The organism is Sporomusaceae bacterium, from assembly GCA_031460455.1.
Lineage (GTDB): Bacteria > Bacillota > Negativicutes > Sporomusales > UBA7701 > Anaeroselena.
Window position 1 is genome coordinate 154497 of sequence record JAVKTQ010000007.1, and the last position, 25808, is coordinate 180304.

General features: G+C 58.8%; 36 protein-coding genes. 1 reads left to right on the forward strand and 35 read right to left on the reverse strand.

Annotated features, from left to right (window positions below; all coding sequences use genetic code 11):
- Positions 1–19: 19 nt before the first annotated feature.
- The 12 genes from RIN56_12230 to RIN56_12285 all read right to left on the reverse strand — a co-directional run bounded on the left by RIN56_12230 (position 20) and on the right by RIN56_12285 (position 10122).
- On the reverse strand, positions 20–1342 hold the full coding sequence (locus RIN56_12230; GenBank protein ID MDR7867578.1) for a histone deacetylase: 1323 nt from the start codon (positions 1340–1342) through the stop codon (positions 20–22).
- Positions 1342–2997 (reverse strand): hydantoinase/oxoprolinase family protein, encoded by a 1656-nt coding sequence (locus RIN56_12235; GenBank protein ID MDR7867579.1) that lies wholly within the window; start codon positions 2995–2997, stop codon positions 1342–1344. The genes RIN56_12230 and RIN56_12235 overlap by 1 nt, the downstream gene beginning before the upstream one ends.
- 40 nt (positions 2998–3037) lie before the next feature.
- Entirely contained in the window at positions 3038–3817 is a 780-nt protein-coding gene (locus tag RIN56_12240; GenBank protein MDR7867580.1) for an acyl-CoA dehydratase activase, read from the reverse strand.
- 5 nt (positions 3818–3822) lie between these two features.
- The gene (locus RIN56_12245; GenBank protein MDR7867581.1) at positions 3823–4800 is read right to left on the reverse strand and encodes a 2-hydroxyacyl-CoA dehydratase; all 978 of its coding nucleotides are present in this window, start codon (positions 4798–4800) and stop codon (positions 3823–3825) included.
- 160 nt (positions 4801–4960) lie between these two features.
- A complete protein-coding gene (locus tag RIN56_12250; protein MDR7867582.1) occupies positions 4961–5626 on the reverse strand; it encodes a coenzyme F420-0:L-glutamate ligase in 666 nt (221 codons plus the stop codon).
- A 12-nt stretch (positions 5627–5638) separates the two neighbouring features.
- Entirely contained in the window at positions 5639–6175 is a 537-nt protein-coding gene (locus RIN56_12255; protein ID MDR7867583.1) for a hypothetical protein, read from the reverse strand.
- A gap of 33 nt (positions 6176–6208) precedes the next feature.
- Entirely contained in the window at positions 6209–7021 is an 813-nt protein-coding gene (gene murI / locus RIN56_12260; GenBank protein MDR7867584.1) for a glutamate racemase, read from the reverse strand.
- A gap of 89 nt (positions 7022–7110) precedes the next feature.
- Positions 7111–7527 (reverse strand): thioesterase family protein, encoded by a 417-nt coding sequence (locus RIN56_12265; protein MDR7867585.1) that lies wholly within the window; start codon positions 7525–7527, stop codon positions 7111–7113.
- 1 nt (position 7528) lies between these two features.
- Complete coding sequence (locus RIN56_12270) at positions 7529–7954, reverse strand: DUF3842 family protein (GenBank protein MDR7867586.1); 426 nt, start codon at positions 7952–7954, stop codon at positions 7529–7531.
- A 34-nt stretch (positions 7955–7988) separates the two neighbouring features.
- The gene (locus tag RIN56_12275; protein ID MDR7867587.1) at positions 7989–9347 is read right to left on the reverse strand and encodes an MFS transporter; all 1359 of its coding nucleotides are present in this window, start codon (positions 9345–9347) and stop codon (positions 7989–7991) included.
- A gap of 235 nt (positions 9348–9582) precedes the next feature.
- Positions 9583–9792: a hypothetical protein gene (locus RIN56_12280; GenBank protein MDR7867588.1), complete on the reverse strand. Its 210-nt coding sequence runs from the start codon at positions 9790–9792 to the stop codon at positions 9583–9585.
- 105 nt (positions 9793–9897) lie between these two features.
- Positions 9898–10122, reverse strand: a complete 225-nt coding sequence (locus RIN56_12285; GenBank protein MDR7867589.1) for a hypothetical protein — start codon at positions 10120–10122, stop codon at positions 9898–9900.
- A 120-nt stretch (positions 10123–10242) separates the two neighbouring features.
- Between RIN56_12285 and RIN56_12290 the strand changes: the two genes are divergently transcribed.
- A complete protein-coding gene (locus RIN56_12290) occupies positions 10243–10770 on the forward strand; it encodes a PH domain-containing protein (GenBank protein ID MDR7867590.1) in 528 nt (175 codons plus the stop codon).
- 226 nt (positions 10771–10996) lie between these two features.
- Here the strand turns inward: RIN56_12290 and RIN56_12295 are convergent, their stop codons facing one another.
- The 23 genes from RIN56_12295 to RIN56_12405 all read right to left on the reverse strand — a co-directional run.
- Positions 10997–11731, reverse strand: coding sequence for a hypothetical protein (locus RIN56_12295; protein MDR7867591.1), 735 nt, complete (start codon positions 11729–11731; stop codon positions 10997–10999).
- A 114-nt stretch (positions 11732–11845) separates the two neighbouring features.
- A complete protein-coding gene (locus RIN56_12300; protein ID MDR7867592.1) occupies positions 11846–12088 on the reverse strand; it encodes a hypothetical protein in 243 nt (80 codons plus the stop codon).
- A 122-nt stretch (positions 12089–12210) separates the two neighbouring features.
- A complete protein-coding gene (locus RIN56_12305; protein ID MDR7867593.1) occupies positions 12211–12666 on the reverse strand; it encodes a hypothetical protein in 456 nt (151 codons plus the stop codon).
- Complete coding sequence (locus tag RIN56_12310; protein MDR7867594.1) at positions 12663–13106, reverse strand: hypothetical protein; 444 nt, start codon at positions 13104–13106, stop codon at positions 12663–12665. Before RIN56_12310 ends, RIN56_12305 begins: the two co-directional genes overlap by 4 nt.
- Positions 13103–13474, reverse strand: a complete 372-nt coding sequence (locus RIN56_12315; protein ID MDR7867595.1) for a DUF6527 family protein — start codon at positions 13472–13474, stop codon at positions 13103–13105. The genes RIN56_12310 and RIN56_12315 overlap by 4 nt, the downstream gene beginning before the upstream one ends.
- Positions 13474–13845, reverse strand: a complete 372-nt coding sequence (locus RIN56_12320) for a hypothetical protein (GenBank protein ID MDR7867596.1) — start codon at positions 13843–13845, stop codon at positions 13474–13476. Before RIN56_12320 ends, RIN56_12315 begins: the two co-directional genes overlap by 1 nt.
- Complete coding sequence (locus tag RIN56_12325) at positions 13846–14361, reverse strand: peptidoglycan recognition family protein (GenBank protein MDR7867597.1); 516 nt, start codon at positions 14359–14361, stop codon at positions 13846–13848.
- A complete protein-coding gene (locus tag RIN56_12330; protein MDR7867598.1) occupies positions 14362–14796 on the reverse strand; it encodes a hypothetical protein in 435 nt (144 codons plus the stop codon). It lies immediately after the preceding gene.
- A 12-nt stretch (positions 14797–14808) separates the two neighbouring features.
- Positions 14809–15153 (reverse strand): hypothetical protein, encoded by a 345-nt coding sequence (locus RIN56_12335; protein MDR7867599.1) that lies wholly within the window; start codon positions 15151–15153, stop codon positions 14809–14811.
- A gap of 39 nt (positions 15154–15192) precedes the next feature.
- The gene (locus tag RIN56_12340; GenBank protein ID MDR7867600.1) at positions 15193–15759 is read right to left on the reverse strand and encodes a DUF4376 domain-containing protein; all 567 of its coding nucleotides are present in this window, start codon (positions 15757–15759) and stop codon (positions 15193–15195) included.
- Between the two features lie 15 nt (positions 15760–15774).
- The gene (locus RIN56_12345) at positions 15775–16656 is read right to left on the reverse strand and encodes a hypothetical protein (protein MDR7867601.1); all 882 of its coding nucleotides are present in this window, start codon (positions 16654–16656) and stop codon (positions 15775–15777) included.
- Positions 16656–17303 (reverse strand): phage tail protein I, encoded by a 648-nt coding sequence (locus RIN56_12350; protein ID MDR7867602.1) that lies wholly within the window; start codon positions 17301–17303, stop codon positions 16656–16658. The genes RIN56_12345 and RIN56_12350 overlap by 1 nt, the downstream gene beginning before the upstream one ends.
- Positions 17296–18414: a baseplate J/gp47 family protein gene (locus tag RIN56_12355; GenBank protein MDR7867603.1), complete on the reverse strand. Its 1119-nt coding sequence runs from the start codon at positions 18412–18414 to the stop codon at positions 17296–17298. Before RIN56_12355 ends, RIN56_12350 begins: the two co-directional genes overlap by 8 nt.
- Positions 18404–18721 (reverse strand): hypothetical protein, encoded by a 318-nt coding sequence (locus RIN56_12360; protein MDR7867604.1) that lies wholly within the window; start codon positions 18719–18721, stop codon positions 18404–18406. Before RIN56_12360 ends, RIN56_12355 begins: the two co-directional genes overlap by 11 nt.
- The gene (locus RIN56_12365) at positions 18718–19182 is read right to left on the reverse strand and encodes a phage tail protein (GenBank protein MDR7867605.1); all 465 of its coding nucleotides are present in this window, start codon (positions 19180–19182) and stop codon (positions 18718–18720) included. The genes RIN56_12360 and RIN56_12365 overlap by 4 nt, the downstream gene beginning before the upstream one ends.
- A 1-nt stretch (position 19183) precedes the next feature.
- Positions 19184–19666 (reverse strand): phage baseplate assembly protein V, encoded by a 483-nt coding sequence (locus RIN56_12370; protein ID MDR7867606.1) that lies wholly within the window; start codon positions 19664–19666, stop codon positions 19184–19186.
- Positions 19656–20744, reverse strand: a complete 1089-nt coding sequence (locus RIN56_12375) for a contractile injection system protein, VgrG/Pvc8 family (protein ID MDR7867607.1) — start codon at positions 20742–20744, stop codon at positions 19656–19658. The genes RIN56_12370 and RIN56_12375 overlap by 11 nt, the downstream gene beginning before the upstream one ends.
- A complete protein-coding gene (locus tag RIN56_12380) occupies positions 20745–20960 on the reverse strand; it encodes a tail protein X (protein ID MDR7867608.1) in 216 nt (71 codons plus the stop codon).
- Entirely contained in the window at positions 20953–23079 is a 2127-nt protein-coding gene (locus tag RIN56_12385) for a phage tail tape measure protein (protein ID MDR7867609.1), read from the reverse strand. The genes RIN56_12380 and RIN56_12385 overlap by 8 nt, the downstream gene beginning before the upstream one ends.
- 179 nt (positions 23080–23258) lie before the next feature.
- On the reverse strand, positions 23259–23534 hold the full coding sequence (locus RIN56_12390; protein MDR7867610.1) for a phage tail assembly protein: 276 nt from the start codon (positions 23532–23534) through the stop codon (positions 23259–23261).
- Positions 23535–23590: 56 nt separating this feature from the next.
- Positions 23591–24112 carry a phage major tail tube protein gene (locus tag RIN56_12395; GenBank protein ID MDR7867611.1) on the reverse strand — a complete coding sequence of 174 codons (522 nt, stop codon included), beginning with the start codon at positions 24110–24112 and terminating at the stop codon, positions 23591–23593.
- 15 nt (positions 24113–24127) lie between these two features.
- Complete coding sequence (locus RIN56_12400; protein MDR7867612.1) at positions 24128–25588, reverse strand: phage tail sheath family protein; 1461 nt, start codon at positions 25586–25588, stop codon at positions 24128–24130.
- 4 nt (positions 25589–25592) lie between these two features.
- Positions 25593–25808: hypothetical protein (locus RIN56_12405; GenBank protein ID MDR7867613.1), on the reverse strand; the 216-nt coding region annotated here is incomplete at its 5' end.

The following is a 25808-nucleotide window of genomic DNA, read 5'->3' on the forward strand; positions in this document are numbered from 1 at the left end:
AGTGTTGCCTCCCCGCGGGCTAGACCCGCTCCAACGAATCGTTTTCCTTGTCCTGGATGATGTAGTGCCGATATTTCCCCTGGCGTTTGGCAGCCAGCACCGCGTCCTTGGCGCCCTGCCGGCACGTCGGGCAGGGCTCGCGCGGCACGACGGCGGCGAAAGCCGACTGGTAGCCGCAGCGATGTCCCTCGGCTTCGCTGGCGACGGTGAGGTAACCGTGGCAGTGGGGGCAGAGGCGCAGTTTTTCAACCTGCTGTTCGCTGATGCCGCTGTCGTCGTAGTAGATGCCCCTGCGACGCGTCCAGAAGTCGCCTGCCTTCGCGGCCGCGGCGTTGCCCAGCGGCTCGCGGTCCCGCCATAGGGCGGTCTGTTTGGCAACGAGTTCCCTAAGGTAAGCCCGGGCGCCGCCCGTGAGGCCGCGCGGCGCGGCGGCAATATCCGGCTCTACCACCCGGCTGTAGTCGAGGCCGGCCATGGCGAGGATGATGCCGGTGTTGACATACGGCAATGCGTCCTCGATAGAGTAGCCGCCTTCGAGAACGGCGACGTCGGCTTTAAGCTTGGCGGCCAGCGAGGCGTAGCCCTGGGCGGTGATGGCCATGTTGGCCAGGGGGTCGCTGTAATGGTTGTCCTGTCCGGCCGAGTTGATGACGATGTCGGGGCGGAAGTCTTCCAGCACCGGCAGAATCAGGTTGTCGAGCACGTAGTGGAGCCCCTCGTCGGTCGTGCCCGGCGGCAGGGGCAGGTTGATGGTGGCGCCGATGGCGGGCGGGCTGCCGGCTTCGTCGGTGAAGCCGCTGCCTGGGTAGAGGGTGCGGCCGTCCTGATGGAAGGAGATGAACAGCGTGTCGGGGTCGTGGTAGAAGATATCCTGGGTGCCGTCGCCGTGGTGAACATCGGTGTCGACGATTGCCACCCGCCGCACGCCATGGTGTCGCCGCAAATGCTCGACCATGACTGCCTCAATGTTGATGGTGCAGAAGCCGCGCGTACCGTGAACCACCCGCATGGCATGGTGTCCGGGCGGCCGCACGAGAGCGAACGCCCGCGCCACTTCGCCTTTTATCACCGCTTCGGCGGCGGTTATCGCCCCGCCGGCCGAGACAAGGTGAGCGTCGGTGATATGCGAGGCGATATCGGGCACGCCGATATGGACCCGGTCGGCGTCGCGGAGGGTCGCTAGGCGGGGCTTGTATTCGCGGATGCCGGGCATGTCGAGCAGGCCTTCCTCCACGATTTGGTCGCGGGTGTAGAGCAGCCGCTCCTCACGCTCGGGGTGGGTCGGCGTCAGCGCCCAGTCAAACGCCGGGAAGAAGACGAGACCGAACGGTTTGACGGCCATCACGCTCCCTCCTCGACGGCGAAGACGCCGGGTTTTATCTGCAGCCGGCAGGCGATGATCTTGCCGGTGGTGCTAAACCCTCGCACAAGGTTGAATTCTTCGTCATAGACCGATTCGACGTCCGCCACCGGGATGCCGGCCGCAGCGGCGCGCTCGGCCAGGTGGCGGGCCGCCAGCTCCCGCGCGTCGGCGAGGCCGAAGCGGCGGGAAGGCAGCGCGGACCTGAGGCCGAGCTCGGCGACGGTGTAGTAGCCCTGGGCGGTGTCGGCGCGGAGGGTTACCTCGATCGTCGGCCGGGCCACAGCCGCGCCGACCGCGTTGGCCACCATCGCGCCCGCGGGCACGGTGCAGCAGACGCCGAGGCGTTCAGCCACCAAGGGTGCGAGGCCTTCGGCCGCACCGCCCACTCCGACGAGAGCGGCAGGCTGGGGCCGCCGGTCGCGGACGGCGTCTTCCACCCGGTAGACGGGCTCGGCGGCGCGTTCGTCGATCATATTTTCGATGGCGGCGTATATGGCATCGGCCGCAGCGCCAAGCACGGCCCGCGCCGTGTCCTGCACGCTCTCGCCGTCGGCTGCCGTAAGCCGCATGGCCTCCCCGGCCTTGTCCTTGTCGCCGAAATCGGCCGCACCGGCGACGATCATCGCGTCGGATACAGTGGGGACGGGGCCGCCCAGCGCCATCGCCGGGCCCCGTCGTTCGGGCCCGACGGCTATACGGCCGCCTTCCCGGCGGACAAAGCTGTCGCCGCCCACGCCGATGGAGCGCAGCCAGAAGGACCTGACAGCTGTCGGGTAATCGCCGATTTTCGCCCCCCGTTCGGCGAACAGCGGTGCACCATCGCGCCATAAGGCGATGTCGGTCGTGGTGCCGCCGATGTCGAGGGATACTGCTTCACCGCGCGGCGCCGCAAGCGCCATGATGCCGAGAACGCTGGCAGCCGGGCCGGTGAATACCGCTTCGACCGGCCGCTCGCCGGCCGTCGTCAGCGGCATGGTGCCGCCGTCGGCTTTGAGGATGTACAGCGGTGCGGTCACGCCGCGACCGGCCACAGCCGCTTGCGCCGCGCGGGCGAAACGGCCGAAGTGGCGCCAGGTGGCGGCGTTGTAATACGCCGAGTTAGCCCGTCGCCAGAAGTTGAGCGAGCCGGCGACGGCCGAGCCGAGGGTTATGTGGGCAGGGGCCGCGTATCGGCGCAGCCATGCGGCCACCGCCTGCTCATGGGCAGGGTTGCGGACGGCGAATTTGCCGGCGACCGCGAAAACTTCGCAGTCCGCCAGGCCGCGGCAGGCGACCGCGACCTCCGCCTCATCAGGCGGCGCCGTTTCGCGGCCACGGTGGTCGATATAGCCTGATAATAGCCAGGGTCGCTCGGGCACGAGCGAACTGATGTCCATACCAGGTCCGGGAAGAAGGAGGAGCCCTGCCCGCTCCAGTCGCCCTTCGACGACCGCGTTGGTGACAATGGTCGTGGACAGGGCCACGCGCCTGATTCCGGCGGCGTCAACCCCGGCAAGCACCCGGTCGAGGGCATCGAGTATGCCGTGCAGCAGGTCGTCGTGGGTGGTCGGCGCCTTGGCCTGAGCCAACACCTTACCCCCGGACACCACAACTGCGTCGGTGTACGTCCCGCCGACGTCGATGCCCAGCAGCATGGCCTTCCCTCCTTCCCCTTGACGGACGCTTCTGAACGTCCTATCCTTCTTTCGCCAATAACGTCATAGCGTGGACGGCGCAGCCGATCGCCCCGTTCAGCTGCGGCCTCTCCGGCACCACAACTTTCACGCCCATTTCCTGTTCGATGATCCGCGGCAATGCTTCGCCGATGGCAACTCCGCCGGTGAAAACGACGGTTTCGCCCGCGCCGGTAAGGGCGGCCAGCATCGGCCGCACCCGTTTGAAGATGGTATAATTGACTCCGGCCGCGAGTTCGGGCACCGTGTAGCCTTCAACGATGCGGCCGATGAGTTCCGATTCGCCGAAGATCGCGCAGGTGGCGCTGAGTTCGACCGGATTATCGCTATGACGGCTGAGTTCTTCCAGGCTTATCCCCAGCACCGCGGCCATATTCTCCAGGTAGCGCCCCGTGCTGGCGGCGCATTTGTCGTTGGTCTGAAAGTCGACCATCTTGCCTCGGCGCACTTTGATGACCTTACTGTCCTGTCCCCCCAGGTCTAGGAGGGTGAAATCGGTCAGTCCCGTCTGCCATACGGCGCCGATGGCGTGAGCCTTAAGCTCGGGGATGACGGTAGCGCCGGCAATGGCCAGCGTGTTGCGGCCGTAGCCGGTGGCGACCACCGCCTCGCTATCCTCAAGGCCGAGGGCGGCGAAGTCGACCGCCATCTCTCCATTTTTGCGCCGGCCGTAGTCGCGGTAGAACTCGACCGTCTCCAGAACCTTCTCGGTCATTATGCATCCGTCAGCCATCAACACGATCTTGACGCTGCGGCTGCCGAGATCAATTCCGCACAACATCGGCCTCACCTCAGCATTTCCAGAAAACTGTCGAGCCGCAGGCGGGTACGGGCGTCCACCTTGCTGGGCTTGTCGCCCTCAATCGTGAGAATGGGCACATCCAGCTTCTCGCGGAAAATCATATCCTCGATCTGACGGAAACAGAAACTTTGCACATAATGGATGATCCCGTCGATATTGCGGCGCTCAATCTCGCGCCGGATGTCTTCGATGCGCCCGAAGACGCCGTAGGGGTATGTATAGAGCCTGTACTGCTCGACGATGTCGTCGGTGGCGAAGGGCATGGCGAATTGGCGCTGCACCTCGTTGTACACAATCCGCGCCCCCATCTTTTCGATGTAGTCGTAAAGGTCGGTAAGAATGGGGGGCACGCCGATAAAGCCGAGGCGAACGTCCTCGGCGTATTCGGCTGCGTTGCCGGCGGCGGCCAGGAAAGCGTCCGCCTCCTGCTCGAAGACGTTGACATCGCCGTTGAAGTCGCTGCAGCTCACCTGATAGAGATGGTTGTGCCAGCCGCTGACCGTCCCTTCCTGCCAGGTGAGACGGTCGATCTCGGCCACCTTGGCCCTTACGGCGTCGAGACGGCGCTTGACGGCGTTGACTGCATCCCAATTCGTGCCAAGGCTGGCCGTGAGCTTCTCCATTTGCAGCTTCAGCAGGTCGTAGTCGCGGTCGAAGGGGTACGCGAACGGGATAGTTCTGACGCCGGCCAGTTCGTAGGTCTCCATCAGGGCATGGGTATTGCTGCAGTCTCCCTGCGTGACGGCGATAACAGTGTCGATATCGCCGCCCTGAACGACGACGGAATACAGCCCCTTGATCCAGCCGCAGATATTGCGGGGATAGCCCGCTTCCTCCGCGGCTTCGGTCAGCCGTACAGCTTCAGGGTGGCTTATGAGGATGTTGTTGAGGTCCACCGGCGTGTGCCCGGCGGCAAACACGATCTCCGCCGGTATGGTGGTGGTAATGCCGATTTTCGCCATAACGACTCCTCGGTTCTTATATAACAGCGTAGCGACCGTTCAGAAGTGCCCGGATGCAAGGCGCACCGGAAGAGCGCGCCGCGACGCGTACTACGGGCGTACGCTAGCAAGCGCTCTGAGGAGCAACGCCGCAGATGGGCGCTTATCAACGGGCGCCTAATTATCCGGCTGCCAGCTCTCGGGCGGCCTGGGCGTAGTTTTTGATTACCACGATCGGCGTCCGCTGGCTGGCGTTGCCGAAGGGGTTGTCGATAAGTATCTGGGCGAGGTTGGCCGGGTTGAGCCCGACGGTCACACCGAGGATAGCGGCCCTTTTCAGGTCGTTGACATCGGCCACCGCCGCCCCGTGGCAGCCGAACCGCGCCTTGATGGCTTCGGCGACGCCGTTGGGGTTGTCCGGGCCGTAAACGATGTGCTTGTCGAAGGGCGGCATTGTGCCGGTTACGTCGTCGATGAGGGCGGCCTGTTCGCCGGCCAGCTCGTAGAAGACGCCGTTCCTGCCGACGAGCTTGGCCAGGATACCCATAATCATAGCGAACGTTACCCGCCACTTGCCTTCGGCGTCCATCGCGGCCTGCATGCCGTAGGCGCTCGAAAGGCTTCCCTTTTGGGGCACAAGGCGGCAGAGAATCTTGGCCAGGAAGCAGATGTCCATATCCTCCGGGCGGACAACGCGCCCCTGGGTTATGGCCACGACGCTTTCGGCCACGGAAACGACGTCGTCGGGACCGATATTGTCGCCCGCGTACGCGGCGATGGCTTCGACGATATTGTCCTGGGGGGTGAGGATGCGGGTCTTGACGGGTACTAGTTCAACAATTGCCATTGCTTGTCCCTCCTATGCCCCGGCTACGGCCGGTTTGAGCGCCGCGGCCACTTCGTCGGCCATCATGACGACGCGTTGCTTGTCGACGTACCATTTGCCACGGGCGACGACCTGAAAGTAGATTTCGACAGGCATGTCAACCATGCCGGCGAGAGCCTGCCGGATATCGCCCTGCTTGGCGGTGAAAGCGACCGTGACGATGACCGCGTTGCCGTCGGTCTTGGGAACGATGAGCGCCTCAAAATAGCCGTCGCTGCGGCGCCGCGTTTCCAGTTCCAGCCGCGAGGAAACTTCCACGGCGTCGAACTGCTCCTGGGGCAACAGGTGGCGGGTAAAACAGTCCATAATCGTGCCGTCCTGGGTCCCTTTGTTGACGAATGGCACGTTACAGGAAAAAACGGCCCGGTTGCCGCTCAGCTCCTCAAGGTTGAAGTCGGTGCGCTGGTCGACGAGAAACTCGAACTCGGCATCGCCCTGGCGGGCGATGAAAAGCCAGACCGCGACCGCCAGCGCGACGGCTGCCACTACAAAAAACAGCAATAATTCCACCTAGCATCTTCCTCTCTTACCACAGGATATACGTTAGCGATGGGCGTAATCCTGCAAATTGACATATTCGAACTCCACCAGCCGGTCGCCGATGATGTTTTCCGCCAACCGCTCGGCCCGATCAAGCCCGCCGGAAAAGCACAGGCGGACGGAGCCGCGGCCGGAAGCGGCCAGCGAACCGCGCTTGACGAGACAGCGGCGGGCATCCAGCGCCGTCTCGCAGGCCGGATCGACGAGTTCCACCGCCGGACCCATGACCCGGCGAATAAGGGGGCTGATAAACGGGTAATGCGTGCAGCCGAGGATGAGAGTGTCGACCTGTTCTTCCTTAAGCGGCACGAGATATTCCTGTGCGGCTTCCTCGATCGGAGCGCCGTCAAGCACGCCCTGCTCGATGCACGGCACGAATTTGGGGCACGCCTGGGGGTAAACTGTAACATCGGGGTCGAGGTTCTTCAGCGCCATGCCGTGTTTACCGCTGGCAACGGTGGCTTGAGTGGCAATAACGCCGATATGCTTATTGCGGGTCGTCTTGAGCGCCACCCGTGCACCGGTGTTCATGCCCACCAGCGGGAAGGGATAATGGCGGCGGGCTTCCTCCAGGCCTAGAGCCGTCATGGTGTTGCAGGCGAAAACGGCCATTTTTACCCGCCGGTCGGCGAAAAAATTCAGGATCTGGTGCATGAAGCCCAGGATCTGGGCCGGTGGCCTCGAACCATAGGGCGCTCTGGCTGTGTCGCCGAAATAAATGTAATTCTCCTCCGGCATAAGCCAGGTTAGTTCTTTGATGACTGTCAGGCCGCCGATGCCCGAGTCGAATACTCCAATGGCAGCTTCGTCGTTCATGGCGCCACCTCCTCCAGGTTATTATCGGCCGGGCGCCATTTATCTTATGCGGCATCAGCAACGCAGCTAAACGCGTCGGTAACAGGTGACTACTGTTTTCCTTCCGTCGTAAACATCGCTTGCAGGCGGTCGTAGTATTCCGCCGGCAGGCGAACGATCTTGCCCGCCCCATCGGTGAAGGCGTTCTGGGTGCGCCCGGTGGCAATCAGCACGCCGTCCGCCTCGCGCACGACCCGGTAGGTGAATACCATCTTCACCTTCGATAAATCCTCCATGGTCGTCTCGATCGCCAGGCAGTCGTCGAAACGGGCCGAAGCCCGGTAAGCGCAGCTGACGTCGGTGATCGGGAAGAGGATGCCGGCGGCCATCAGTTCCAGCAGATAAACCCCCGCCTGCTTGAGATACTCCACCCGCCCCATCTCGAACCAACGGAAATAGTTGGCGTGGTGGACAACGCCCATCATGTCCGTCTCGACGAACCTTACCCTGTCTTTTACCGTTACCATGTCAGCAGCCTTCCTTCTCGCGGACCAGCACGGCGATACGGTTGACGGCGTCCTTGATAACGATTCCCAACGGCCGGCTCTCCAGGCCGACGATCTCGAAATGGCTCTGGTTTACCGGCAGCAGCACCTTGTGGGCGTCGCAGCCGGCGACAACCTCGGCGATTCGCGGCGTTATCTCGCCCATCATGGCGTTGGCGATGACGATACCGATCGGGCCGGCGACGATTGCCGCCTTCGGCAGCGACACCATGACGGCATTTTCGCCGGTGGCGCCGCGGGCCGCACCGGCGCGCACCATGTTGCTGGTGGCGAGAGCGTTCGTACCGAGGGCTATGACTTCTGCCTTGTTCCCGAGATGGGCCGTCAGCTGGGTTATCAGCTGCGCTCCCAGGCCTCCGCCCATACCGTCGACTACGGCGATTATCATGCAAAATCACCTTCTTCTGATAGATTGATTAGCCTCATAACTCACCGCCGCGGATTACCTTATGGGCGATGTTGACGCAGCCGGTCTCCTTGACGAAGAAGGCCGCCACCGTCGCCACCGCAAGCAAACCGGCGCACAGCCAGAACGCTAGCTGGAAGGCCTCCAGGGGATATACTTTTACCCCTTGCTCGTAGGCTCCCTGCCAGCCGAAGTCAAGCACCAGTCCGAACAGCGGCTGAACGAGCGCCGCCCCGAGGAAGGGGCCCGCGTTGACCAGGCCGGTGGCGATGCCGGTCATGCGCGGCGGGTTGACCTCCTTGGCGCACGCCATGGTAAGCGTCATCCCCGCCCCGCCGACACCCAGGATTACGCACAGAGGATAGAGCGCGGCCGCCGGCGGTTTGCCGCCGTCCCAGACGGTAAACAGCAGCCAAACGCCCAGGAACAGCATCATGTTGAGAGCGAACGGCCAGCGGCGCGAGCAGAAGCGGTCGGACAGATACCCTACGACCGGCCCCGTCACCATATAGCCGGCCGAAACCGCGACCATGTGACTGGCCGCCTCGACCCGCGTCAGGCCGTGGATCTGCATGAGGTAAGGCACGCCCCAGATGCCGGCAAAGGTGGTAAAAACGCCGTAGGCCGCCGTCGCGGCGACAAAGGGCGGCCAGGTATGCCAGTTGGCGATGACGGTGCGAAGGCTTTCCCTTATATTGCTTTTCTCGCCGGCGTCAACGGCCGGCGACACCCCTTCTGCCGCCTCGATATCTTCAATCGATGGCCAGCCGAGGGCCTGCGGGCGGTCGCGCACCACCAGCCAGCAGTAGGCCGCAACCATAAGGGTGATAACCGCTATTATTGAGAATGATGCCCGCCAGCCGGCATTTTCAACCATCATCGCCAGCGGCGCGGCCGCAAGGGCGAAGCCGAGATTGCCGATAAATGACGACAGGCCACACATCATGCCGAATTCCCGGCTACGGAACCAGGTGGCGTAGAATTTTACGATGTTTATGTAGATGAGCGCCACGCCGGCAGCGGTGAGGAACCGACCCGCGAACAACCACACCAGATTGGGCGCCAAGCCGAACATCACCGTGCCGGCTGCGGTCACCAGCAATGCGGCGGCGATCGTGCGGCGCGGTCCCCACGTATCGGCGGTCACGCCGGCAGGGATCTGCAGAGCGGCATAGGTATAGAAATAAATCGAAGACAACAGTCCCAGTTCGGCGGCGTGCGTAAGGCCGAAATCGCGCGCAACATCCTCCGCGACCACCCCCATGGCGAAGCGGTGAAAGTGGGAAAATATGAAGGCGCACGCCAGCGGTATCATGATCAGCCAGCGCCGTTTCTCGACGAGACGGACCAGGCTTGTCCAGGAATTTATTTCCACATCATACCCCTATAAAAAAAGCACGCCGTCAGGCATGCAAGGTATCGTTTCTGGTGCGCCCGGCAGGAATCGAACCTGCGCACCCGGCTCCGGAGGCCGTGATAGCCGTCCGCACGCCCACGAACAGGCAAGAATAAACCCTGTTAATAATTGTACTTTCTGAAGCTGTGTTTGTCAAAAGGGAATGGTCAAGAATGCTGTTTATACTTACTTGTTCCCCATAATAATCCCCACGCTATTTTGGGTATTTTAGCCACCACGAGCCGCTTTCAATGTCATATTTCAACTCAGCCACTTGCCCGTCTTCCATCTCAATAAAAAAAAGCCTGGCGATGCAGTTGGCATGCTTGATATTATGCTTTGTACCGTCGAGCTTAATCGCCATAGGCTTTATTCGTCCGTCTTGATAGAAGTTAACCATCACATCAACTCGGATATCTACCATAGCTTGTACTCCTTAATGCGACATCTAGTTGCACTAGTAATGAAATCATTATATCATTACATCAGGAAATAAAAAAAGCCTGCATGGCAGGTCAGTTGTTTCCAATTATTCTGATGGTACCAGCAGCGCTACGATTTCCCGAGCCCGGCCGACGTCCGCCGGATATTTTGCCTCGTAGGCTGCAAGCATTCTTTCGATCAGTTCGCGCTGACCGCCGGACAACTTCTGGACCTGGACCAGGGCAGTCAGCAGAGCTTTCGTCTCCGCTTCCATCCTGGTGTTGTAAGGTACCAGCTTCGCACCGGCTTTCACCGTCTCTCCCTTCGGCAAACAGTTCGCCTCCAGACAATGAATAAAAGTCATTACTATTGTACAAAAATCGACGGTACTTGTCCAATTATTTCCAAGGTGGTATGCTTAAATCAGCAATTTTGATTCGGAGGTGCATCCATGCCTACGATGGAACAAATTGAGTGCCAAATAAAAGGTCTCGATGGTTGCAGCAGGTTTCTCGGAAAGAAAGAGATAAAAGAACTTCCTAACATCCTATGGGAAGATGAGAACGTCGAGAAGATTGTTCAGGGCTTATATGGAAACGGGTTAGGCATACTAACTGCCACCAACAAACGTCTAGTCTTTATAGACAAGGGTTTGATGTGGGGCCTGAAAGTCGAGGATTTCCCTTATGACAAAATCAGTTCAATTCAGTACGAAACCGGCATAATGTTTGGCGAAATAACTATTTTCACCTCTGGCAACAAAGCGAAAATTCAACAAGTTGATAAGCAACAAGCCAGAGATCTTTGCGAATATGTTCGAGCTAGAATTTCAGGAATTAAGGAGCACGCAAGCGCACCGAAAGTGACACCGCCTGATAACGACATCATTACTCAATTAGAAAGACTTGCAAAACTAAAAGATTCTGGTGCCCTTACTGAAGAAGAGTTTGTTATTGCAAAGAGAAAACTAATTGGGTAACTATTAGGCATCCTGTAACGTTGGTACCCATCAACCATTAGGACTAACCTCCCTCTCAACTGAGCCCGACAGCCTATTTACCCGCTCCCATTCTTCGGTTATGATAAAGACAATCCGTGTATCGAACAAGGCCAGGAGATCATGCTCCTGGTCGCTTTTTTTATAAATAAAAAAAGCCCCCGGCCAGCGCCGGGGGCTTAACCATCCTCCCTTTCCTGATTGTTATTTAGGTATTCACTCGCTCATTAAGCGCTTTCATGATCTCCTTATGTTTTATCAGGACTACGTAAACCAACCCCAATAAAAATCCAATCATTACGCCAAGGAAAGTTATTTTATATAAAACATCAGTTACCTTTAACTGTTTACTGATTATCTTGGTGGGTTTAACTTTAGGTTCTGCGGTGTTCTTGACGTACTGTTGGACTTCACGTTCTAGCGCCAGTTTATTATTGGCATATCTATTTTTTTCTATCTGCATTAATGCTACAAAGGCAACATTTTCTTTGTTTGCATTTATAACGGCACCGACTTCTTCTGTTTGACGGTCTATACGTTCGAGGCAAGTATTATAATACCTCATTTGGTCTTCCCTATTATTTAGATACATCTGAAAAATATTCGAGTGTCTTACCATAACTTCATTTAATATTGTGTCCATCAACTGTTCCGCTTCTTGTTGTGATTCTGAAGCAGTTTTTATTATAAAAAGTCCATCAACCACAGATACATTTTTCAATCCAGTTCCGCCATATTTTGTTTTAGTTTTACTTACGAATAATGCTCCAGATTCAATATCCTTATAGCTTCCATTTTCATATATAACGCCATTGTCAATAATGGTTGTTAATTGATAGGTTTTTTCATTATAACACAAAGCAAATGCAAGAAGACCAAAAAATAAAGCAGGTAACAGAATTATTATAATATGTTTTGCGAAGACCCGAAAAACAGGTAGCATATAAAGCACTTCCTTTCGTTGCGAAAATTCAACACAAAGAAAAAAGTTCCTGCAAACGCAAAAAGCCCCCGACCGCATAGGCCGGGGATCCCACCTAGGGTAGAACAATCTGCCCTATTTTTTATTCCATCGTATTTCGTAGCCGAGCACGTCGGCGATCCGGAGCATCTTCCATACCGGGAGCGTTCCCTGCTTGAGCTGCCGGGTAACATTGGGGGCAGTATCATTCGTGCCGTATTTTTCATTCAGGCGGCGCACGACGTCAGAGACATTCGAGCCAGCGCCGGCGATCTGCTTCTTAATTTCAAATTCGATATCCCGCGCCTCGGCTTCCGGGATGGCTTCACTTCTGGGCATACAATCCCCTCCTGGCAATAGGATATCAAATTATATCATCTTTGTAAATATATTATCTAAAATAATAAAATTATTATTGACCTACATGCCATCTTAGTATATATTATAACTAAGAAGATAATTTAACGGAGGCAACAACAATGTATAACAAGCACAAAAACGAAACCATCGTTTACCAGGTGATTATTGATAACAAGATCTGCATCTCGTTCAATACAGACAAGAAACGGTCGGAATTCATAAAAAAAGTTATGACCGAAGGCAGAAGGAAAATAACCTATCTTTCGCAAGTGATTTACCCAGGAAGAAACGCCTTTGTTACCATCCAACTCGCAGAATGACGCCGGCGACGGCCGGCCCCGCCTGACGATGGCCTGCTGGGTACAGGCCGAAACGCCCTCCGGGGCGTCGCGGGAACCCGCCTCGAGGCTGGCGTGCATGCTGGCCCTTGACATAGATTGTTCTTTTACAAACGAAAACATCGCGCATGATTCGGGTACCGCCCGTTTATTCAACATGCGCACAAATGCAAAAATCCCCCTGACCGTGTGTGCGGTCAGGGGGATTTCGTTCATCATCGCGTACGTTTTCCGATTTCATAACCGATATAAGCACCGACTAGTCCCTTAACCCATCCCTCAATCTCGGCCTTTTTGAGCGCCGACTTCTGCTCTTTCGCCAGCTTCACGAAGGACTCGTTGATTGTCGCTATTAAGGCGTCCTGCTTCTTCGAGTAGTCCTGCGCCGTCGTTAATTTGCTGTCGGACTCCTTGAATAATTTCTCTGCTGTCGCTAACTTGTCCAATGCCGTCAGCAAGTCGGAAGCGAGCTTCGGCGAGCTGGTCTGTAATATGCTGATTATTTGCCCGAGCCTCTGCGAGTTGCTGACTAATTGATTGTATTCGGCTCTCGTAAGCGTCACTGTCTCCGGCTCCGTCCCGGACGCCTGCCCAATAGCCGGCAGCGAAAACAGCAGCAAGAATAAGCAGAGCCACAGCCATTTTTTTGAGCGTGTCAATTGGTATCACCCCCTATCTCAATGTCCGGTAGTTCCACCGTCTGCCCGGCCAGCTCGTGGGTACAGTCGTTAAGGAACTGAATGCAGCCGTCGCGCACGAAACTGTGACAGACGGTACATTTGAACGGTGCCGGCGGTTCACCCTTCTTCTCCTGCTCGGCGTTATAGGTACACCAACAATGGCCGTCCGGCTTGGCATGCGGCGCATAGTGCCCGGAGCGCCGGAGAATCGACGGGCTCAGCGTCGGCCGCTCGGCATCGCCGAAAAAATCCCATTTATAATTTCCGGCGATAGGAACGATGTGATATCCTTTGCAGCCGGGGCACCAGAAGCGGACATATTTCTCCGAGACCTTTGCCTTAGCCATCAGCACTCCACCAGCTCTCCGCCACGAATAAAACCATGCCAGCCGCCGCAGAGGATGCTGCCGGCTCCGGCTGGGCAGGTGTCGCCGTTCTTATCGATGGTGATGTGGGGCAGTTCGCCGTGGATGCACCAGCACCGGTGATGCTTGTCCTCCGGTCGGCCGCAGTTTGAAGCACGAAGACCGCCGTGCCAGTGCGCCCCGTTCGGCAGAACAACGACGAAATGACGTCCGTCGCAATTATCCCAAGTGCAACCGTAGCCTTTGCAGCTACCCTGAAATTTCAGGTAATAGCAGTCACCGGGATGCAATTTGCTGTCTTCGGTTGACCACTGGCCATTCTCGCAGGTAACCAAGCGCAGCTTTATGCCCACCTACGCCACCCCCTGGGCCAGCGCCTCGGCCACCTGCTGCCGGATCTGGGGCAGGATCGAGTACAGCATCGCGCCTGGGCACTCGGTAGTCATCCAGTCCCGGTGGCCACTGATTACGGGTTTGCCGTTCGGCAGTAGGCCCATCGGATCGAAGCCATACTTCTCGCAGTCGTCGGCGGCAGCCGCCACGATGGATTGAAGCTGCGCATCGGCAGGGAGCTGGCCCCCGAAACTGCCGGATAAATGGTACCCCAGGGTGAAGCTATTCGCCCCCGGGCAATGCGCCCCTTGGTACTCCTCCGGCCGGCCGCGCTCGACCTCGCCGCCCTTGCGGAAGATCTTATGATACCCGATGTGTGCCCAACCGTTTTCATGGACATGCCAGCCGTAAATTTGCTCGGCCGATGCGTCGACGTCGTAGTTGCCGGTGTGGTGGATGACAATGCCCCTCACCTCGGTCATGGGTGTCATTTCACGGGCGGGCGCCAGGCCCGTCTCGATTATTTCAACTCGCATTTATGCTCCCTCCCCAGGGTTATCGCTCGGGACGGCCGGCGGCGCCGGCGCGTCCTCCTGGTGCAAATTCTCAATTCCGGTCGCGGCTTGCATCCGTCGGATGATTGCCACCTCGGCGTCGATAATCCATCCTATGACGGCGGCCGGCGGATAGATACGCCACTTGTTTAGTGTCGGCCAGAACATCAGCTGCTGGAACTGGCTGATCGCCTGGGCACGTCTCGACGGAATTCCCATGTAATCGCAGCTACGATCTATCTCGAAAAGGATTTTGTGCAAGGCGGTTTTGAAGCGCCCCGACGGCAGGCCCCTGGCTTTGACGTACAAGGCCATGGCGGCCAGCACCAGGACGTTGACGGCCACAAAAACGATGAGCAGCGCCCACGCCAGGTGCTGCTCAAGCCACGTAAGAATAACCGTTAATTGTTCGGTCATAAGGCACTCTCCTTAAGGACTGGCGAGCATCGCCAGAACCCTTTTTATTTGCGGCCACATTTCGACCAAGGCGGCCCCGGCCGTGAAGGCGGCTGCTATAATAGCCGCCTTTAGACGCTTATTTTTAGCAACCTCCTCACCCGCCTGTTGCTTACCGACCTGTACACCGGCGTTTTTTGCACGGGAGAGCTCGACCGCCCGCAAGCGCTCGAAGACCTCATCGAAATTATCTTCTACGTCCCGGTGCCGCTCGTCGCAATGCCTATCCTGGACAGCCATCTTTCCCTTGATCTCAGCGATATCATTGCCCTGGGAAATCTGGCGCGCCTCCATAACGTCGAGCTTGGCGAGGATCATCTGCTCCGCGTTCGGTGACACTCCCCCACCCCTCTCCTGTTACTCCGTCCAGGTCGGTAACGCTTCGATCTCCGCTGCCGTAGCGCCGGCCGCCATGGCGGCGTCGACGGCAGTCTTAAGCGTCCGGGCCGTTTGGTGCAAGCCGTCAGAGTGTGCGGCCAGCGCGCCAGCCAGGCCGAGGAACTGCTGCGCGCCAAGGTCGATGGTCGTGTTGTCCGCGCAGGTCCACGTGACGGAAAACGTGCCATTTGCCAGGATGGCGGCGACGGCCGTGTTGACGGCGGCGTTGATGCGAATGACGCTGGTCTGGTCGCTGTCGAAGGTTTTGCCGAGATAAGTGAAGCCAAGCTGCTCCCGCCGGTTACGCTCGGCGTTGATGGCGGCGCGTTTGATGGTGGCGGCGGCGGCGGGAACAGGGCCGGGCAGTGTATACTCGACAATTTGGCCGGTGGAGATGTTCACCCGGCGTCGGCCAGGATTGGCGATACATTCGGCGTGGGTTGCATCGTCAACCTCGATGAACGGCGCAGGGATGGTGGCATAGCCAACGCCATCGGGGTAAAACCCAAGGATATTACCATTTGCGTCGTGATGTACTTTTACCATTGTCCCTTTCCTCCCCTATTCGCCTATAGCCAAATAGAAATAGTTTGCGGATGCACTTGTATCCGCAATATGCTTTACGGTCGCCTGTGAAGCTGAAAGAGCTGTGACCTGTAAGCTGGTAGCCGTGGTACCAATATCTCCGTTAATACACGGGGAAAAACCGCGACATGCGGTTGGAAATGCCATGGGGAACGTAACAGTCGCGGGAGTATCATGCGTCAGCGACCCGGTCGTTCCCCATTGCAAAATCTTACCTCCGGGCAGTTTTTGGTACCCCGAGGCACCCGTGGTATTTGCAAATTGGCCGAAATGGACGGCGTCGCCGATGGTCGTGCCGTCGGCTAGTCCGGTTACCTTGTTGCTGTCCATGGCGATGGCACCGGACATTGTGCCGCCGGCCAGGGGGAGATACAGCCCCAGCCTCTCCAGCACCGTCGCTAGCGAAACAAACACCGCGCCCTCGTTGATGGTCGCCGTCACCGTCGCCGAGCTGCTAATCGCCACCACGATATCGAAAACCTGCTCGACCACCACGGCGCCGCCGCCGGCCGGCAGGTAATCGCACTGGCTGCCGGCGTTGGCCACAGAGTACAAGACCTCACCGTCATCCGGATCGGTACCGAATAGACCGATCTCGCGCACAAAAAAGCCGGTCGCGAGACCGGTGTTCGTGAGCGTTCCTCGTACCCGCCAGGTACCATCTCCCAGCGATGTGACCGACTCAATATTGACGATCAGCTTCGGGCTCACCAGGTCGGTCAGCGCCTCCAGAGTGCCACCCACGGGCAACTCACCGTCGCCCAGCTTGATCTTCGTGAACGCAAGCGTCGCCCCCGCCTGAACCTTGGTCTGCAGAGTGACGCCCTTGGTCGTCATCGTCATGCCGTTAAATGCCATCACGACACCTCCAAACTCAGTATTTTGCCGCTATGCAGCGCGCTTCCGAAATAAGTCGGCCCGGTGACCGCTTCCATGGTGAACGCAACCGGGTACAAGGTCAGATTTTTACCGAAAACCTGCGCTGCCCCGAAATACACTGCACCCGACCAGGTTCTCCGTACAGTCACGCTCTCCAGCCAAGAGCGCTCATTCTTGACGGCAAAGACCAAACTGAATAGGCGGTCATAAACCGTCTCGTCAGTAATTATCTCGTCCGTTTCGACTTTAAACTTGTACGGATCGCCGCCGTATTCGAACCATTCGGAGACAACACCGCTCGATAAGACTGTCGACACCATTTCCTGTACGACGCCGGGGGTACCCTTCCGCCGGTGCCAGGCTATCGACTGCCGGACTAGTTCGCGCTTTTTCGCGATCGGCAGCGTCGAATCGTAGAAATCAACATGCCACTGCCAGGCCAGCAGAGCGACGACTGCCTCGACCAGCTCGTTCAGGCGTGGCAAATGCAGCCCCTGGTTGATGTCCGCAATCAGCAGCTGCATCTCCGCATCTATCGCTTCGGCGATGGCTTGAACATTCTCATCGCCTAATAAGTTCGGCGGCAGTATATCGGCCATCTTCACGGACTGCAGGAGCTTAGCCATCCTCAAAACCTCCGAATGACGCCGCCACAGTGCCGGCGACGGCTACCTGGGATTTCAGCAGCGCGGTGTATGCCGGCGACGCTATCAGCACCCGTTTGCCCCCCGCGTTGACCATGCGCCTGTTAAGCTCCGAGGGGTTGATGTCGCGGCCGAGTTTTGACTTCTGCCAAAGCACCCAGTCAGCCACAGCCTGCTCCACGGCCGCTTGAATAGTCGCGGCTACCGTGGAGTTGTCGCTGTCGATCCAGTACGTCGCGTCGACGTCGTAAGACACAACCGTGGGCGCCAGCACGCTGACGAGGTCGGTCAGTGGCCGCACCGATTTGTCGTTGCAGGCGGCCGTCACTGCGTCCAGGACCTCTTGTCCGGGGATTTCGCCGCCGGCCAGCAGGGGGCGAATTTCGACCTCGCCGGGATCGGGGGAGATAACGGAGACATCGACGATCAGCGCCGAGGCTTTTTTTGCGTGGTACTCGTACGCGCCGCCGGGGCCGGCCGTCGAAAACGACTCCGGCGCCAGCCTGATCCGCTGTCGATACGCATCGTCGCTTTCGATATCGGCGCCACCCTCGCTGGTGGTCGTGTTCGTCACTGACGCCACCCATTGGATAGGGTCGACAATCTTGTTGATCTGGCCGGGGGCGTAATCGTTTCCCTTCGCGCCGGTTTCGATGCAGGTTGCCTCGGCGTCGACGTACGTCTGACCGGCCGGGATGGTCGCCGTCGCCGTGGTGGCAAACAACAAATTATCCCCCGGAGTCGCCCTGGTGCCGGCCGGGATGATCACCGCCCCGGCTTGGGCAGCGGAAAGGGTAAACCTGAGCGTCGCGGTCGCTGCGGCCGCCGGAAGACGGTCGGTACCCACCAACACGCCCAGATGGTCCTCGTTATCGCCGACGGCGTATGCAAGGAGATTCTGTTTGCCGGTGTAGTCGATTTCATTACGGACTTGGGCGAACATGAAAGCCACGGCCTCCAGCAGCAGCCTTACAGGGTCGCCCGGGTACAGGGTCTTTTTTGTTTTCTCCTCGTACTTCGCAATAAGCGCCGCCTCGGTCACCCCGGCCGAACGCTCCGCAAACGTTATCTGCGGTAGATTCTTAAACTCCACTGATGATCCTCCCCCTCACTGTCGGCCGGAGTACGCCGTCGATGGCGTTGCCGTCGTACAATACCCTGGTCACCCGGAAGCGGGGCTCATATTTATGTACAGCGGCGATGACCTTCGCGGTCAGTTTCGCCTGGGCAACCGGCAGGGGCTCGTCCAGCATCGTGACATCAATACCGAATAACCGGTCGAGGGGTACGCTGTATATCGGCGTCGTCAGGATGGTCCGGACGTTCTGGAGGATTTCCTTCACGCCGGTGGCGCCGAAATCAACTTTGCCCAGAGTTGCCGTCACGTCGAACTCGCTCATCCAGATTCCTCCTCCCCGCTCGCCGCCGCGGCGCTGGCGTTAGTCGCCGTGCCCGTCGCGTCAGAATCGCGCGGATATTCCTGGAGATCCACGTCAACCCTTGCGAACAGCAGATTGCCCTTGTTGTCGACCGGGCCCCAGTCCTCGGAAACCTCCTCGATTACCCACAGGTTCTCGCTGACGGCCGCGCCGCCGATTACCAGTTCCAGCGGCCCCCCCTTGTCCCGGAGCTCGCGGAGTTTTTTGATTTCGTTCTGCGGGTTAAGGCCGGCGGACACGGAGAAGAACATCGAAAAGCCGATGCTTTCCAGTCCGGGGCCGATGAACTCCTTGACCGGCTTCTTTCCGAGAACGTCGTGGGTGGCGAATCTTGCGCCGCCACGGCGCCGCAGCCTGTCGAAGGTGCGGACCTTTTCCGCCGATACTTCGAAGGCGATATCTCCCAACGTCCCTATCGCCAAGTTACGCACCTCCCGACGGCGGCCCGGTCTGGGTGCCGATGCTCTCCGGATGCACATGCTGCTTCAGGCTGATTCCGTCGGCTATCACGTCGCCGGTCACATTAACGTTGCCGCCGGCGACGATATTGACGGTACCGGTACCGCAATTGATGTCCAAGACGTGGATCTCGCGGTCGTACGACACGATGGTACCGTCGGCGAACTTGACGCTGCGCACGTTGACGTCGGTATGCGGCGGAGGATTGCCCTGGCGGTAGAACGCGCCGAGGCAGAAACCCGACGACACCCCGTTCGGCAAGAACACACAGACGACATCTTCACCCACGTCCATGGGCTTGACGTCCTTGTTGTCCTTGGTGTTTGGCACGACAACCGGCAGCCAGTCGCTGACCAGGCCGTCCTCGTCTTCAAAAGCGACGCGGACCCGATCGGCGGCGACGGCCGACACCACACCGTAACGAACAAATTTGAAATTACTTGTCATACCACTTCCGCCTCCGTGTCCGCTTGCGGCCCTTCTTCTCTACGACAATGGTCTTGGCTTCGTTCAGAGCGTATTCCATGGTTTTGTGGATGTCGATGGCGACGGTGTAGCCGTTTAGAGAATGCTGCGCGCGGGTGATGTAGTATTTGCCGTCGAACGTTCCCCAGCCCTTGACCATTACGGTCACCCCGCCCACCAGGCGGACGTCGCCGACTAGCGTCAGGCTGGCCATGTTTTCCTTGCAGTTTTTCTCCCGCAGGCGCTTCCTGGCCAGGACTTTGCCTTCTTCGGCATCCTCGACGCGCTCGTTGATTTTGAGCAACTGCCCGGTCGCCGGCGCGTTCGGCGGTTCGTAGATATGCTTGAATGTCTGCCCGGTAGATGGATCCTTGTACTGAACGACGCTGGCCCGGTAGATGTCGCGGCTGCGCGAGTTGAACCGGTACCGGAGGACGTTGCTTTTCCCTTTCTCGATGGTCATCACCGGGGACTGGGATTCCATCTGCTCCTCGTCGAAGATGACGATATTGTCGTTGGTCACCTTCAGCGCCAGCCCGGCCTTTTCGCAACATTCGAGAAGAAACGCCAGGTCAGACTGTTCTGTCTGGTCCCGGCGCTTATACAAAGGATTATAATTTGCAAGGTATTGCAGCCCCATTTCCGCCTTGACGGCCATGTCCTGGGCGATGTCCCGAAGCCTGATATTCTCCCAGGCCCGAGTGTTCTCCTCGCCTCTCAGGGCTGCTGAGACGGCCGCAGAAACCGCCTTGACGGTCACGACGTTGGGCGGTCCGGCCATCTCGAAATCATCTATTTCAAAGAAGCCGCAGTCCAACGTCTCGCGGCTGCCTTCGCCGTTGAAATTCAGCGCCGTCAGCTGCGCCGAAATCGTGTCGCCTTTCTCCGGTACCCAGCCGTTTGCCCAGAGCTGTTCGCGATCTTCCAGCGTGATTTGCAGATCGTCAGCCTGGCCGCTGGAGTTGTCAGTGTAGGTCAGGGAAAGCAGGAACCGGGCGATGTCGCTGGATACTTTCGTGTGATTGTAGGTCAGGCTGACTACTACGCGCCGGGACTCCACCTACTCCACGCCCCTTTTCCACGGGGGGACGCTACCGGGAATGGACGAGACTGACCTGGTGGGAACGGTCAGCAGCACCCCCGCTGCGAAGATGACGGTGTTACGGTGGGCCGGGTTGGCTTCGATGAGCGTCGACATGCTTTTTTCGGTACCGTAGACTTTCAGGCTGATGATATCCCAGGCATCGCCTTGGACGGTCGTATATGTGCTAGGCATAGCTGAGCCGCCTCGCTTCCTGCAGCATGTCTTCCCACATCCGCCGGAATTTTGCCCGCTCGTCGTCGAGCACCTTTTGCACATCCGCCGCCTTCGCACTGTCGCCCACCTGGATGACCGGCGCGAATGTGGCGGTGAAGGTACCACCGCCGCCCGCCGACACGCCCAGCATCTCCCCGGTTTTCTGCCACAGCCCAAGCGACCGGCTGCTGCCGTCGATGGGGATTGCAGATTCCGGTACCCCCGCCTCGGCGAGCAGGCCGACATGCGGTCGGTCGAAGATGCCACCGGCAGCGTGGGGGATGACGGGTATGTCGCCGACTCCGCCGGCGACGGGCATGCTGACCGGGACGTTTATGCCGGCGCCGAACAGATTCTTGAGCTTTTCCCACGCGCTTTCCAACCAGGCGAATTTCTCCTGAAACCAGGCGAGCACGGTATCCCAGTTTTTGTAGAGCGCCCAGCCAGCGGCGATCAGCGCCGCTACACCGACGATAACGAGCCCGATAGGATTTGCGGCCATTGCCGCATTGATCAGCCACTGCGCTGCCGCCCAGGCCCTTGTCGCTATAATGGCGGCTCGGGATGCGAGAACCGTACCGTCGGTGGCCATCCTGCCCAGGAACATCCAGCGTGTAAACGCGATCAGCGGCGCCACTGCCCTGGCGACAACGAAGGTTGCCATCGACGCTGCCAGCGCAAAGGCCACCAGCCCGGCAGCGCCAGTCATAACAGCGCTTGTCAGTGCCGGATGCTCACGGGCGAACATGCCGATCGATTCGGCCAAGTTGGCTAGACCCTGAGCTTTTTCATTGAGGCTCGGTAGCAAGCTTTCGCCCAGAGCCCCGGCCGCCCGCGCGAGCGCAGCCTGGGTACCTTCCAATTGCCTCTTTGAGGTCTTAGACATTATCTCGAATTCTTTACGCACGCTGCCCTTGGCAGCCTCGGAATTTGCTTTTTTGATGGCGTCCAGGAATTTGTCGTAGTTCCCTGTCAGCTTACTGATGGTGTCGATATGATCCTTGCCGATCAGTTCGGCGAGCACGTTGTTTTGAGTTGCTTTATCGAGCATCTGAATGCGCTCGAAGAGGTTCAGGATCGTAGCGTCGGCGTCCTTGATCATCCCGGACTGCAGCTGCTCAGCGCTCATGCCGATTACAGCCAGAGCCTCCTGGAAACCCTTTGACTCCACTGGCGCCGCGGCGAATTTGGTCAGCATGTTATTGATTGCCCGACTGGCAATCTCGGCCCGCTCGCCGGCAGCCAACAATCCGCCCCCCAGACCGATGGTCAAACCTTCGCTCATCGACGGCGCCAGTCCCTTTATGACGCCAGCGGTGCGTTTTACGAAGTCAATCAGTTCGTCGCCGGTGGCCAGCGTCTGGTCGTCGACGTAGTTGATCTTGTCGGCCAGGGCTTCCAGCTTGGCAATGCCCTCGGCCGTTTCCAGGTTATAGCCCAGAGCGTTGCCGATCTTCGCCATGTCGGTGGACACCTGCTCGGCCGGCAGTTCGAAGGCTGTCCCCATCATGACGCCCATCTCCGTCATCCTGCGGAGATTTTCAGCTCCCTTGACACCTGACCTGGCGGAAAGGGCATAAGCTTTCGCGACTTCGTCGGGGTACCTCATCAGATCCCTGGACAGTGCCAGGATATCCAGTTTCGCCTGCAGACCGATTTCCGTCAGTCTGCCCGCCTCATCCCTGGCATTGTCGACCTGTTTGGCCACGTAGGCCATTTCGGTATCGAAAGAAATCGCCGCCGCTGCGGGAACTGCGAGACCAGCCCCGGCGGCCGCCGCCGTGGTAGCCACGCCCCTGGCCTTGTCCCCAACCCCGCTCACCCGGCTCTGAAGTGCTTGCGACCTGGCCAGCCGCCCCTGCAGCTGCTCGACCTTATAGAGTTGCGCAGTCAGTTTTTCGTAACTTGCCGCGTACTCTAGGGTGGAAACGATACCTTTCCGCTGCTGCATCTCCAGTTCGCGCATGGCAGCCCGGGTGCTCTTGACGTTGGTCTGCAGGGTGGACAATTGCTGCGACGCACCGGAGAAGGTGCTGCTGAACGAACTGCCGAGCCTAGCGGCGAGGTTAAAGGCTATTTCGTACGTTTTACTGGCCATTAGGCACCATCCTTTCTAACGAGTCGGCTTTTCGCTCGCAACCTTAATCGATGCGTCTACCCATTGCGCCAGCTCTAGTAATGGCGTGTTGAACCAGACCATGGCCGGCGTATACGTCGCCTTGGCCAGTCGGACACACACGACCCTGAGCAGCGCACCGGGATCTCCCGCCGGGAGGTCTATCCGAGTAAAAAATTTTGCACCGCCGTTTTCACCGCCGTGAAATCCTTGGCGGGAAGGGCGAGGATCATGTCGACGGGTACCTTTGCGGCCTTAGCGGACACGACGGCGAGGTAAACGGCCGAAAACTCCTGCACCTGACCCGCGTCTCCGAGCAGTCGCGCTTCCCGCGACGCGTCGACGAGGTCTTTCCCTGTAAGGCCGTCGAGGTCGATCTTCAATTCCTTGTATTCCTTACCTTCGAAGGTATGGGTTTTGCCAAACTTGATGTTCATGTTCACAGCCCTTTCATGAAGTCAGGGGCCCCGTTTTTACGGAGCCCCCGCTTTTCTTAAACCAGCCCCAGCGCCGAGCGGACGTCGGCGAGTACATCCACGCCGTCGATCTTGGCGATATAGTTGTACTTGTCGATTTCGATGACATCCGCGCCGTCGAGGGCAACCTTGATGTAGGAGACCTCGAGTTCGTTGCTGCTTTCCATCTGGGCGCCGACTTCGAACTTGCCCAGCGAGGTTTTCTTCGGGGTGGCCCGGATGGTGATCCTGATCGGAACAACCTTGTAAGCCCCTGACGCGGAATCCATCACCTGAGACGCGCCGCGAAGGTCCAGCGCATGAACCTCCTGCCGCGACAAAAAGGCGATCGGTTTGACTAGCGTCCGCCAGTTCAACACGAGCGTCATGCTGCCGTAGTGCCCGAGGACGGGGCTATCTACCTCGCCGGCAATCCCGGCGCCCTTGATCGTCTCAGTCATGGCTTCGAGCTCGGGCAGCTGCACGTCGGCGGTCCCCACCAGGTCGACGCCGTCACGGTAAACCCGGTAGGAGATGAGTTTTTCAGGTACCTGATTCATCTCTTATCCCCCTTCCTATTCCCCGAACAGCGTAGCCAGGTACGCCGGGTCGTACTCGAGGATGAAGTCGATTTCACGCGCCGGCCCGGGCGGCGTCACGTAAACGTGGAACCGAATTATCCCGTCCATCAGGTCGGTGGTCGGGTTTTCTTCGGTCAGGACCGCAACTCTGCCGCCGAGGATGATGCCGCGGGCGGCGAGGCCGTTAAGCCAGATATTGTTCGAATCGGTGACGGTTTCGACGAGCCGCCGGTTCATGGGGTTGTCGACCTTCTGCCAGTAGGTCAGGATCAGCGTGTTGGCGATCCAGTTAAACATGCGCTTGATGGGGATAAACGCATCTTTCGGGTCGGTCACGCCCGGATAGCAGCCGGTGCGGTTGCCCCAGACCTTCCAGCCGCCGATGAAATTGAGCGCCGTCACGATGCCTTCGCCGTTCAGGTAGGCCGCTTGCTCGGGGCCGAGCACCACTTCGGTACCGTCCGCCAGCACCGCGCCGTTAGCCTGGAGGGACTTGTTCGACGGGCTGACATACGGGATATCGTCGTTGGCAGCGTCGGTTTTGCACATAATGCCGGCCAGCTGGGTGGACAGGTGGTACTGCTTGGTGCCGAGCTTCACTTGGGGCCAGCAGGGGATCTCCAGCGGGTCGACATAGTTGTTGGTGGTTTTCCACGCGGGGACCTCGCTGTAGAGGTCGGCGCCCGTGCTGGTGCTGTCGATGTCAACGACCGCAATGGCCTTAAAATGACTGTTGATGTTGCCGGCCTTGGCTTTCATGACCGCCTCGACCTCGGGATCGTGCGACCAACCGGGCGCCAGGATCATCCCAGGGACCAGGCGGAACAAGGGGAACACCTTGTTGATGAGCTCCAGGCCCTCGGGCGCTCCGGTGGTACCGTCGATGCCGCCGATAATATCGTCCTTGTCGACGGCGGCGGGATCGAGTTTATCGTAGGTTACGACCAGTGACGTGGTGTCGGTGGTGATGGCGCCGCCGACGACGCGGGTGATGAGAACCTTCCCGTCGTCATCGAAGGCGGCGGTATAGTCGGTATTTTTGATGAGCGGCTGGCCGGCTTCGGTGAGCTTGACGACCAGCGAACTGAGCAGGATGCCGAGATCGGTCAACGTCTTCTGCCCGGCGACCAGCACGGCGGCAGAGTTGGTGACAGCGGTTTTGTGGGTGGCGCTGTCCAGGACGTTGACGAATACGACGGGCGCAACGCCGAAAAGGGAGAAATGCGAATTCATGAACTCGCACAGAGTGTAGTTGGCCCAGTCGTCAGAATAGCCGAGGGCGGCTACAGCCTCGGTGTAGGTGTAGCAGAGCACCGGAGTATTGACCGCCGCCGCCGCAGTCGCCAGGTTGACCGGCGCCGTGCCGAATACGACGGGCAGGCCGGCGCTCGTACGCACGGGCGGCAGGATCGAGGTGGGGATTTCGGATGCGTACACACCGTGTTTATAGGTCATTTATTTACTTACCTCCTTTTCTGAGATAGTCGAGAACCTGGCCATAGGCGATATGCGCGGGACGGCCAGTAACGGCCAGGTCTTTCTGCGTGGCCGCCAAGCTGCTAACCGGCACGCACAGCGCTTTGATCGCCGGGCATTTTTCGATAAGCCGGTCCAGGTGAGCCGGCAACTTGCCCTTGAAAACGGTGTGCTGCTGCAGCGCTCCGCCTGGGATATT

Excerpts from the sequence above, each read along its gene's own strand:
- RIN56_12230 (MDR7867578.1), bottom strand. The coding sequence starts at position 1,342 with ATGGCCGTCAAACCGTTCGGTCTCGTCTTCTTCCCGGCGTTTGACTGG.
- RIN56_12235 (MDR7867579.1), bottom strand. The coding sequence starts at position 2,997 with ATGCTGCTGGGCATCGACGTCGGCGGGACGTACACCGACGCAGTTGTG.
- RIN56_12240 (MDR7867580.1), bottom strand. The coding sequence starts at position 3,817 with ATGTTGTGCGGAATTGATCTCGGCAGCCGCAGCGTCAAGATCGTGTTG.
- RIN56_12245 (MDR7867581.1), bottom strand. The coding sequence starts at position 4,800 with ATGGCGAAAATCGGCATTACCACCACCATACCGGCGGAGATCGTGTTT.
- RIN56_12250 (MDR7867582.1), bottom strand. The coding sequence starts at position 5,626 with ATGGCAATTGTTGAACTAGTACCCGTCAAGACCCGCATCCTCACCCCC.
- murI (MDR7867584.1), bottom strand. The coding sequence starts at position 7,021 with ATGAACGACGAAGCTGCCATTGGAGTATTCGACTCGGGCATCGGCGGC.
- RIN56_12265 (MDR7867585.1), bottom strand. The coding sequence starts at position 7,527 with ATGGTAACGGTAAAAGACAGGGTAAGGTTCGTCGAGACGGACATGATG.
- RIN56_12270 (MDR7867586.1), bottom strand. The coding sequence starts at position 7,954 with ATGATAATCGCCGTAGTCGACGGTATGGGCGGAGGCCTGGGAGCGCAG.
- RIN56_12280 (MDR7867588.1), bottom strand. The coding sequence starts at position 9,792 with ATGGTAGATATCCGAGTTGATGTGATGGTTAACTTCTATCAAGACGGA.
- RIN56_12290 (MDR7867590.1), top strand. The coding sequence starts at position 10,243 with ATGCCTACGATGGAACAAATTGAGTGCCAAATAAAAGGTCTCGATGGT.
- RIN56_12295 (MDR7867591.1), bottom strand. The coding sequence starts at position 11,731 with ATGCTACCTGTTTTTCGGGTCTTCGCAAAACATATTATAATAATTCTG.
- RIN56_12300 (MDR7867592.1), bottom strand. The coding sequence starts at position 12,088 with ATGCCCAGAAGTGAAGCCATCCCGGAAGCCGAGGCGCGGGATATCGAA.
- RIN56_12305 (MDR7867593.1), bottom strand. The coding sequence starts at position 12,666 with ATGATGAACGAAATCCCCCTGACCGCACACACGGTCAGGGGGATTTTT.
- RIN56_12315 (MDR7867595.1), bottom strand. The coding sequence starts at position 13,474 with ATGGCTAAGGCAAAGGTCTCGGAGAAATATGTCCGCTTCTGGTGCCCC.
- RIN56_12325 (MDR7867597.1), bottom strand. The coding sequence starts at position 14,361 with ATGCGAGTTGAAATAATCGAGACGGGCCTGGCGCCCGCCCGTGAAATG.
- RIN56_12330 (MDR7867598.1), bottom strand. The coding sequence starts at position 14,796 with ATGACCGAACAATTAACGGTTATTCTTACGTGGCTTGAGCAGCACCTG.
- RIN56_12335 (MDR7867599.1), bottom strand. The coding sequence starts at position 15,153 with ATGATCCTCGCCAAGCTCGACGTTATGGAGGCGCGCCAGATTTCCCAG.
- RIN56_12340 (MDR7867600.1), bottom strand. The coding sequence starts at position 15,759 with ATGGTAAAAGTACATCACGACGCAAATGGTAATATCCTTGGGTTTTAC.
- RIN56_12345 (MDR7867601.1), bottom strand. The coding sequence starts at position 16,656 with ATGGCATTTAACGGCATGACGATGACGACCAAGGGCGTCACTCTGCAG.
- RIN56_12350 (MDR7867602.1), bottom strand. The coding sequence starts at position 17,303 with ATGGCTAAGCTCCTGCAGTCCGTGAAGATGGCCGATATACTGCCGCCG.
- RIN56_12360 (MDR7867604.1), bottom strand. The coding sequence starts at position 18,721 with ATGAGCGAGTTCGACGTGACGGCAACTCTGGGCAAAGTTGATTTCGGC.
- RIN56_12370 (MDR7867606.1), bottom strand. The coding sequence starts at position 19,666 with ATGACAAGTAATTTCAAATTTGTTCGTTACGGTGTGGTGTCGGCCGTC.
- RIN56_12380 (MDR7867608.1), bottom strand. The coding sequence starts at position 20,960 with ATGCCTAGCACATATACGACCGTCCAAGGCGATGCCTGGGATATCATC.
- RIN56_12385 (MDR7867609.1), bottom strand. The coding sequence starts at position 23,079 with ATGGCCAGTAAAACGTACGAAATAGCCTTTAACCTCGCCGCTAGGCTC.
- RIN56_12390 (MDR7867610.1), bottom strand. The coding sequence starts at position 23,534 with ATGAACATCAAGTTTGGCAAAACCCATACCTTCGAAGGTAAGGAATAC.
- RIN56_12395 (MDR7867611.1), bottom strand. The coding sequence starts at position 24,112 with ATGAATCAGGTACCTGAAAAACTCATCTCCTACCGGGTTTACCGTGAC.
- RIN56_12400 (MDR7867612.1), bottom strand. The coding sequence starts at position 25,588 with ATGACCTATAAACACGGTGTGTACGCATCCGAAATCCCCACCTCGATC.